Source organism: Crocosphaera chwakensis CCY0110 (genome assembly GCF_000169335.1).
In the GTDB taxonomy this organism is placed as follows: domain Bacteria; phylum Cyanobacteriota; class Cyanobacteriia; order Cyanobacteriales; family Microcystaceae; genus Crocosphaera; species Crocosphaera chwakensis.
On the sequence record NZ_AAXW01000119.1, the window covers coordinates 1 to 5856 of the forward strand.

5 protein-coding genes are annotated in these 5856 nt (G+C 30.2%); 3 read left to right on the forward strand and 2 right to left on the reverse strand.

The window, feature by feature from the left end; genetic code table 11:
- Positions 1-57 precede the first annotated feature (57 nt).
- Positions 58-759 carry a hypothetical protein gene (locus tag CY0110_RS27300; protein WP_008278903.1) on the forward strand — a complete coding sequence of 234 codons (702 nt, stop codon included), beginning with the start codon at positions 58-60 and terminating at the stop codon, positions 757-759.
- A 6-nt stretch (positions 760-765) separates the two neighbouring features.
- Entirely contained in the window at positions 766-2745 is a 1980-nt protein-coding gene (locus tag CY0110_RS27305; RefSeq protein WP_008278904.1) for a hypothetical protein, read from the forward strand.
- A gap of 315 nt (positions 2746-3060) precedes the next feature.
- Here CY0110_RS27305 and CY0110_RS27310 read toward each other — a convergent pair whose 3' ends face one another.
- Positions 3061-3438, reverse strand: coding sequence for a replication/maintenance protein RepL (locus CY0110_RS27310; protein WP_008278905.1), 378 nt, complete (start codon positions 3436-3438; stop codon positions 3061-3063).
- 472 nt (positions 3439-3910) lie between these two features.
- Here CY0110_RS27310 and CY0110_RS31270 point away from each other — a divergent pair, with 472 nt between their 5' ends.
- Complete coding sequence (locus tag CY0110_RS31270; RefSeq protein WP_232285823.1) at positions 3911-4231, forward strand: DNA-binding protein; 321 nt, start codon at positions 3911-3913, stop codon at positions 4229-4231.
- A 343-nt stretch (positions 4232-4574) separates the two neighbouring features.
- On the opposite strand, the gene CY0110_RS27320 is transcribed toward CY0110_RS31270, so the two are convergent.
- Positions 4575-5330, reverse strand: coding sequence for a GIY-YIG nuclease family protein (locus CY0110_RS27320; RefSeq protein WP_035800861.1), 756 nt, complete (start codon positions 5328-5330; stop codon positions 4575-4577).
- Between the last annotated feature and the right edge of the window lie 526 nt (positions 5331-5856).

Sequence of the window (5856 nt, forward strand, 5' to 3'; positions counted from 1 at the left end):
CAAATTTGTTTATATTTGCTAATATTAGTTTTTAGTTCTTGACTAAGGTGTAAAAATGTGTATAAAAAAATTAATTTAAGGCTACTATTCATTTTAATTTTAATTTTGGTTGGTTGTAAGTCATCTACCGATAAAGCCAAACCAATATTTTTTATACATATTTTAGATATTAGTAAGTCAGCACAAGAGGACAAAGTATTCACTCGTCAACTTAAAGAATCTTGTTTTGCGATAGCAGATAAAGCTAAAAAAGAAGATAAATATATTCTGATGCCAGTTGGAGGAAAAACTTTAGATGAATATAGAGAACCCCAACTGTATCAATCAGCAAGAAATCTAAAGAAAGAATGTAACGACATTCAGAAAAAAGAAACAGAAATTTCTCAAAAAGGAACTTTTGTTTGTGCAGTATGGGATAAGCTATATAATGTTTTAAGTTATGATAATTCACATACTCCATTTGTTATTAGTCAAGTCCAGGTTAATGAACACGATAATAAATGTGATCAAATAATTACTGATTTAGCAGATCAAATACAAAACAATGGAGGAAGATTAATACACGCAAGTACCAAAAATATATCAAATAATATAAATAATGAGAGTAATTATAATTTTAATAAGTGGCTCTATGAATTACTTAAAGGTAAATATAGTAAAGGCCAATATAGTGAAACTGTAGATTTTTACGATAAAGATATCCAAAGTAAAATTTTTGATGACATAGAAAAGTTACGTCATAATCATGATTTGAGGTAAGAAATTATGAAAGATGAATCAAAAGACATTATTGAAAATCAAGTAGAAAGATTAAATGCTTTGGGATTATCCAAAATAGATCAAGAAACTATATCTGGATTAGTACCAGAACTTAAGAGCATAGCTAAAGATTACGGTAAATTCAATTTTTCATTAGAGAGAACATATAAAAAAAATCAATTGACAGAAAATGAAGCTAACCAAGAAAATAGAAATTTCCTTTTCACTGTTAGTAGTAAATTAAATAATAAGCTTTTTATAGTTATGTGGTTAATTGTTGCTTCTATCGCAGCATCACTAAATATGAAAGCAGCTCAAACAGTAGTACCAGATAGTTGGGGTAATGGAGAGACTACAATATCTTTCATAGTTTCTTTATGTTTTATAATTTTTATTGATATAATAATAGCTAGTCAAGTGACTTTTTTTTATAATAAACAAGATGCTGAACAAGAACAAAAAATTAAGTTTGAGTATTTGGGAAAAGTTCAAAATCAATCTAATGGTGTAGTTACAGAAAATGAGCAAAAAGGTGAAAAAGAAGTTTTAGAAAAAGTTCAAGGAAAGTATTTAGATGAACCAGATAAAGATAAAAAGCTACCTTTTGATGTAAAATTAAATTTTGGTATATTAGGAATTTATTTTTCAGTAGAATTTTTTGCAAGTATATATGACATTATTACTTATGATACATTTAATATAATTGCATTAGCAATACCAATATCAGCTGCATTATTAAATTTAATGAGTGGTTATTTGAGGGGAATGACAATAGTTTACCCACGAAACAAGAAAAAAATTAGAAATCATTATCAGGAAGTTCACAGCAAAATAGATAAGAAAAAGTTAGTACAAGACATAAAATTAATGAATTATTTAACAAAAAAATATAAAGAAAATGGCAATATTTCACATAATGAAATAGAGAAAATAAAAACGGGTCATAAAACTTGGTTGAAACTAAAAGAAATGAGAAGAAAATTTGAAAAGGATTTAAGTAATGTACAATCTAAAAATACTGATAATGATTCTAAGAAGCAATTAATAATAGTGGCAAACATTATACAAGTATTAGAAAAATTTAAAAATGAGGTAGAAGACTTAATTAGTTCATCTGAATATTTTGGATTAGATCCTGATATGCTAAATAATTTTAGTAACGATATAAAGAATCAGTACACTAAATATCAAGGAGAATTGACAAAAATACAAAGTACAATATCTAAAATAGATGATAGAGAAAAAGTAATGAGAGAAAGAGAAAGAATCAATGACGTTATTAAAGAACATCAAACTATAATTAAAAATTATAAGCAGGAATATCATCAAAAAATCGATAGTATAATCAATACTTCTTTAGAAAATTATAGTTTATTAAATGAAACAATAAAAAGTTTAGATAAGTTAAATTTAGAAATAGCTTTTATTGAGCAAATAATAACACAAATTAAAAGAACGCAAGGAAGATTAAAAGTATTTGAGGATAGTCAAGATGAATTAATAAGTAAAAATGTTAATAACCAAATAGAAAATTTAAAAGTAGAAGAAATAGAATATGAACAAAAAATAGAAAATTTGAAAAAGACAAAGTTTGAAAAATTATTACCTAAAAAAAGAATTTTAGAATTGGAGAAATTTGGTAGTAGTCTGAGAAGTAAATTTAAAAAAGAAGAATCAAATTTAAAAAGTGAATTAAGTAAGAAAAAAGAAAGTCTTATAGGAGAATATCAACAAGAAAATTCAGGTGAACCAAATTCAGTAAATCAAAATAGAAGAATAGCATTAGGAAATGAATTAAATTTAATAGAAATAGAATATTTAGAAGAAATAATCGAAATAATCAAAAATTATATATATAGATTGGAAGGTATACACAAGGAAATCATAGAATTAAAAGGAGATATATTAGTAATTCAACGAATAATTAATGATTTTCAGAAAGATACAGAGAAATATGAAAATATGTTAAGGGAAATAGAAAATTGACTTATTTCATAATTTAAAGAAATGTAGGAATTAAACTAGAGTTAATAATTTAACAGAAGCATAGTTGAACTAAATACTCTTTTATTTGAACCTTAAAGGTATCATAAAGACATGAAATATATAAAGATGGGGCTTACTTACGAAGAGGTATAATGTTGCTTCTAGACCCCTTCTCGTTGCGCTGAGAGAATCGGGGTTACGCTCACAAACTGCGGAAAGATAACCTAGAGGGCTTAATCGCTGATTAAATAAAGGTTTTACGTGTTTTAATTAGGGAACGATTGACTTATAAGCAAAACTTATGAGTCAATTTTTTTATTTTCCTTTTTTCACAAACATTTGACTCAAAACGTATTTGCGTCGGTTATTAGGCCCAAGACGGCTAATAATTTTCAACTCTTCTAGTTCGTTAAGTGCTTCTCTAATAGTGTGTTCACTTAACGCTGTGGCTTGCTGAATTTCCCGTTGAGTCATTTCAACAATTGTGTCCTCAAAGCCCATACGAAAACCAAGAGCATGAAGTACCTTGAGCGCACTACCACTTATTTTTGGAAGTATTGCTTCTAATGAATCAGTGTAAAGTTTCACAAACGATTTCTCCTTTCGTCTGCGTCTATAAACACTCAGTCCATTACTTTCGATGATTTCGATAGCTTGTCTGAGTCTTTTAGACCCATATTGTTTATTGTCCATCTTTAAGTTTAATCCCTAAAATTTTTATGGATACATTGCCTATAAAAACTATAGTTCATAGACTCAAGTTTTTATAGGCTAACAAAATCGCTGAAATGTTTATATAATCAATGTTTCCAGGATTTCATCTTAGTGCTATGTCTACCTCTTAATAACGTAAGGCGGAAATCCGCTCTAGGTCTAGCTTCCAGCGATCAAAACTGGTAATTTTAATATTTTCTTAATGTTTTAAAAGCTGGCTTAAAGGTGCTTAGAGCCGTCGTTCGGGGAGGTCTGGAGGGACTGGTTACTGACCCTCCAGATCGGGGCTTGGGGTGTCCCCAAATATCGGACAAAAAATGCGATACTAAAGAAGCTAAAAGTTAGACAGGGATTACTTTTGAGACAGGTTGCTGTACTAACAGGAACGGTGAAAAATTTAGACACTTGGGAATCAAAGAAGGGTTTGATCCTCCGAAAGCTGGAGAACGGAATGGAGATTACAGCTGTAGGCAAAATTGACGTTATGGATGACTACGTGATGTTGATTTTTAGTGTGACTCTGTTTCCAATTCCCAAAGTTGGCCAAGGAGAAGAATCGTTAAATGAGTTTTTAAGATTGATCAGACAGCAACAAGCAAAAGAGTACAAACCAGGATGGTTAGTTTACCGATTAAAAGAATTAAATCCACCGCTATCAATTTGGAAATTATGCGCTCAATATCTTGGTAAAAAAGAGGGGTGGGGTTTTTATCAATGGCGTGAGCTTAATCCTAAAAAAGAAAAATCAAATGATTTTGATGACTGGGATTAACTTATATAATATTAAGCACTTTGCAAACAAAGTTTGCGTAAGTGCGCTTTTTTTCCCTTAGAGGGTCAAGAAAGGGGGATCGTAGCTCGCTCAACGCTCGCTAGTTTTTTTGTAGGTAAGATCGTCTCCTTTCAGTCGTATTATACCATTACCCTTGCGCTAACCGTCCCCTTGGGAGACTGCTTAAATTGAATTTTCTGTGATCAGAAAATAATTGTTTATATGGGGGCATACTGCCCCCAAACCCCCTGTGTGCTGTTTCAACAAATATTGCTGATTCCGCTCCGCTCCATTCGCAAATATTCATCTCAAACAGCTTTAAAATTGGATCTTGGTAGATCAGTTATTCAGGTTTAAATTTAGGGGATGGGTTGTTTTCTCCGGAGGGGTAATATTTCCAGCCACTAAGTTCTTCAAGATATTCGATTGGGTCTATGTCGAATAAGGAAGCTGCGTCTTCCAAATCTTTAACTGTATTAAAACCAAAGTGTTTAGCCAGACTACTTCGATTAATACCGTCTCTTAGATCCTCATGATTAGGTTTCCATTGTTGTAAACCTCTAGGAGGTAAATGGTTTTTTAGTTTCTTAACTATGGATTCTGAGCCGAACTGAACTAGGGTAGATAATGTATCATTAAATTGTTGTTTTAGGGTATTCAATTCTTGTTTAACTTCTTGTAGTTGAGAAGCAGTTACTAAAACATTAGTTTCGATAGTTTCAGTAGGTTCTGACTCAAACTCTTCTATAGTTTCATTAAGATTATCAATAGAGTCAAAAGTAAAGTAACCTATTCTAGACTCGATAGAAGTTTCAATAAAGTATTGATATTTGTGATGATTATTCCAACGAGTCCGTAAGTTATCAGCTTTACCAATGTAAAGAAGATTATGATCTAAAGTGTAAACAAAATAAATTCCAGGTAGTTTAGGTAATTTAACTCGTTCAGTAATATGTAGACTAGGAATAGAACTTAAAAGCATACCAAGTATAACATCAGTTTTATTCTGCCTAGTCTGCTTAACTTGATCATCAATGCTGTTAACTAAGTCTAGGGGGCATCGGATTGTAATAGCTGCTGTACGCGATGTTTGAGACATAATACAAGTGTCTAATAGTATAACTTATACTGTAGTATATTATGTCATACAACTATATTTGCATACATACAATACAATAATTAACTACAGTTACAAACATATTGTTATACACATTAAATATAAACACTGCATACATATATAAATAACAGTGTATTATAAGTTGTCATATATATTGCATAGATGCAAAGGTTAGTTAAGTTTCTTATGGTTGCATTAAAAAGAAAATTAGTGAGTATTTAATCTTATAAGCCTTACAGTGCATACATTATAATTATACATTGTTTTACAATACATTATATAATTATAATAAAAGGTATGTTAGGGGGACACCCCCTATAACCCCCGTTAGGCAGATGGGAAAGGAATTATCATTAATTTAATTACAATGTTATTGAGTTAAGTAAACAGTGTAATATAATATGTATAACAGTTGAAATTAAGCTAGTAAGTGAAGTATGAGAATAATTTTAAAAGCTGTTTGAGATGAATATTTGCGAATGGAGCGAAGCGGAATCAGCAAATATTT